Annotated in this window: 4 protein-coding genes; 2 read left to right on the forward strand and 2 right to left on the reverse strand. The window is 58.3% G+C overall.

The features are described from left to right. Together QNK41_RS19630 and QNK41_RS19635 are read right to left on the reverse strand one after the other, a co-directional pair. Positions 1-255 (reverse strand): 5'/3'-nucleotidase SurE (locus tag QNK41_RS19630; RefSeq protein WP_319260494.1); only part of this gene is annotated, 255 nt, incomplete at its 3' end. A 217-nt stretch (positions 256-472) separates the two neighbouring features. Continuing rightward, entirely contained in the window at positions 473-1,978 is a 1,506-nt protein-coding gene (locus QNK41_RS19635) for a hypothetical protein (protein ID WP_319260496.1), read from the reverse strand. Positions 1,979-2,093: 115 nt separating this feature from the next. Here QNK41_RS19635 and QNK41_RS19640 point away from each other — a divergent pair, with 115 nt between their 5' ends. Further along, positions 2,094-2,672, forward strand: a complete 579-nt coding sequence (locus tag QNK41_RS19640; RefSeq protein ID WP_319260499.1) for an HD domain-containing protein — start codon at positions 2,094-2,096, stop codon at positions 2,670-2,672. 1 nt (position 2,673) lies between these two features. Continuing rightward, positions 2,674-2,877, forward strand: a complete 204-nt coding sequence (locus QNK41_RS19645) for a DUF6485 family protein (protein WP_319260501.1) — start codon at positions 2,674-2,676, stop codon at positions 2,875-2,877. The last annotated feature ends 237 nt before the right edge of the window (positions 2,878-3,114 follow it).

Raw genomic sequence — 3,114 nt, forward strand, 5'->3', positions numbered from 1 at the left:
GACCCACTCGGCATCGGGCACCAACTGCTTGACGGCCAGGCGGGTGCAGTCGGCCGGTGTCGCGTGAACCACGTAGGTACCCTCGTCCAGCCGGTCTACCCGGATCGGCTCCCGCATGGTCACCCGGTGGCCCACATTGGACTGGGGGGTCGCCGGTGCGACCACGAATACATCTGCCAGTGGTTTTACCGATTCGACCAGCGCTGCCAAGCCGGGCTGGTCGTAGCCATCATCATTGGTAACGACAATTTTCAATTGGCACTCCGCGATGGGATTGGATGGGTGAAGACAGCGTCAGGATCATACCAGCCCGCAGGCAGAATGCAACCCCAGGCGTTCACCGGCAGCCGGACGCGGTCACATAAACGTGCAACGTCTTTCCCCGCCGGCTGGATTCGGCGAAGGGGTGCCGGAGCGATATTGAAAAGACACCGGACCCCTGGAAAAATGCGGTCCGGCGGCCCCGGGCCAATCAGTCCGGGCAGGGGCTGTCGGCCAGGCGTTCCCAGCGTTTCAGCAACGCTGCGGGGGTGAGTTTCCCCAGGCCGTTGTTTTCGAAAAAAGAGAAGATGTCCATGCTGTTTCCCTGGCGCCACAACCGTTTGAGCACCTCCCCGGTTTCGACGCGCAGGCACCAGCAGCTGCCCAGGTTGCGTTGGAGGTGGCCGGCCAGCACCGCCTCGCCCATCCATCCCAGCAGATAGTCCGCACAGTATAACTCGGGCACCAGATCGAACAGATGGCTTTCGGGCTGGTGGAAAAAGCCGGTGACCCGGGCCATGGTGTCGGCATAGGGCCGGCCGTCGGACAGCTCGCCGCCGGCAAACATCTCATACTCGCTGATGAACTTGGCCGCGTATCGGCGAAAAACGGAAAGATCTTTCAGGTCTTTGTAGTAGACCATCGTGGCAACGGTTTTCTCGGGCAACCCCATCACCGATTCCAGAACCGGCCGGGACAGCGCCATCCGCTGCAACAGGAAAGCGTAAACCTCGGAAAGGTTGAAGGCCGTGGCCAGTTCACGATCCACAACCGGCAGCGACGGATCGGTGGCAACGGCCGACAGCCCATGCCCCAGTTCGTGCCAGAGCGTTTCCACATCGATCCACCCGCCTTCGGGCCGCATGAGAATGTGGACCTCCTGGGGTATCCTGACCATCACGGAGATGGCCTGCGCACTTTTGCCTGCCGCCGGTCGGATTTCCAGGAAAAGACCGGGATGATGGGCCGGATCGAACCCCCAGCGGCTGAAAAAGCGTAAGGTGCTTTCGGGATTGTCCACCGGACACAACCGGTCCCATTGGCCGAGACTGAGCAGGTAGATGGCGTCGAACCGGGACAGGTCTTTCAGCGGGCGGTTGAAGCGTCGGCGGCTCCACGCTTCCATGGCGGCAAAATAGAAATCGTCCGTCCGCTCGATCAGGGTTTTCATCTCCCGGTAAAGCCGCGGGTAATCGATCCCCTTTTTCTGCCCACAATAGTCGATGTAGCTGTCAAATCCCAACTCATCCGTCAGGGTTTCCAGTAGGATGTTCCAGTGGTTGACGGCAAAGGGCTTGAGCAGTTTACAAAGGGGCCCGGTCTCCTGCTGCAGCCGCTGTCGTTTGAGCAGGGTGCTGGACTTCTGACACCAGGGAATGACTTCGGTAAAGAAAATTTTTTCGCCGTCGACATGGGCTGCCGCGCCGCGGCTCCAGGCCTGCATTTCCGTTTCGTGGGGCATCAGCTTGCGCTGGAGGTAGTGATCGATCAAACCATGACGGATACGCGCCCGGGTCGGATCGTCACGGGTATCAGCCACCCCGGCAATGGTTTCCGGCGTCAGGACCGCTTCGAACCCTGCGTATATTTGCTCCGGAGAGCCATCGAGCGGAAGGCCCTGCCAGAGAGACAGCGCCCGTCTGGCCCAGCGGGTGTTGAGCGTCTGAATTGCCGATGTCAGCCGGTGCAGTTCATCTTGGGATTGCTTGCGGGTCATTGGTTCTCCATCCAAAGGGCTTGTTGCCCGCCCGGGCATATGGTAAATCAGATTCTTATTGAATATAAGACCTGCGGCTATCGCCGACAACGTTTATCATTTTCAGGAGATAACCATGAACCACCCAACGCCCACCCGGGAAGACGCCCTGGCCCTGCTCAAAACCTATAACCAGAGCGAAAGCCTCATCAAGCACGCCTTTGCCGTGGAGGGCGTGATGCGCTTCATGGCCAGAAAATATGGTGAGGACGAGGAGGTCTGGGGCATCGTGGGCCTGATCCACGACCTGGATTACGAACAGTTCCCCGACCAGCACTGCAAAAAGACCGAAGCCATCCTCAAGGAAAACAACTGGCCCGATGATCTGATCCGCGCCGTGGTCAGCCACGGCTGGGGTATTTGCAGCGATGTGGAACCGACAACCCACATGGAAAAAGTCCTCTATGCCATCGATGAACTAACCGGTCTGGTGGCCACCTCAGCTTTGGTTCGACCCACCAAGAGCGTCATGGACATGAAGGCCAAGTCGGTAAAAAAGAAGTGGAAGGACAAACGCTTTGCCGCCGGTGTGGACCGGTCGATCATTCAAAAGGGGGCCGACATGCTGGGCGTGGAAATAGGCGATCTAATCACAGACACCATCATGGGCATGCGGGACGTGGCCGCTGAAATCGGATTGAAGGGAGAGGTGTGAGATGGAATGCAACAAAGAGAAGAATCTGGAACGCTGCAACTGCTCATACGAACCCTGTTCTCGCAAAGGGATCTGCTGTGACTGCCTGAAGTACCATGTCCAGATGCGCCAGCTGCCGGCATGCGTCTTCCCGGACGATGCCGAGCGCACCTATGACCGCAGCTATGAGCATTTTGATAGATTGGAAATCGAGGGGCGTGTATAGCTGCCTTGGCGTTGATCAGTGCGGCAGTTCCAGCTTTACAGTAGTGGTATTGCTGATCCCCGGCGGGTTTTAGGGCCCGGCACTTGCGTTTCACCCGCCGCCAGTAATCTGGATATGTGCCGGTGGTTGTTTTTTGGCGTCGAACCAGCGAGCAGCGCATATTGTGACCCAAACTGAGCGATGCACCTTTTTCGAAGAAGGTCGATTGGTAACGATCACGGTTGGGTACCATCGATG

Source organism: Desulfosarcina sp. (assembly GCF_033791525.1).
Lineage (GTDB): Bacteria > Desulfobacterota > Desulfobacteria > Desulfobacterales > Desulfosarcinaceae > Desulfosarcina.

Coding starts and splice junctions, on each gene's coding strand:
- QNK41_RS19635 (WP_319260496.1), bottom strand. CDS start 1,978: ATGACCCGCAAGCAATCCCAAGATGAACTGCACCGGCTGACATCGGCA.
- QNK41_RS19640 (WP_319260499.1), top strand. CDS start 2,094: ATGAACCACCCAACGCCCACCCGGGAAGACGCCCTGGCCCTGCTCAAA.
- QNK41_RS19645 (WP_319260501.1), top strand. CDS start 2,674: ATGGAATGCAACAAAGAGAAGAATCTGGAACGCTGCAACTGCTCATAC.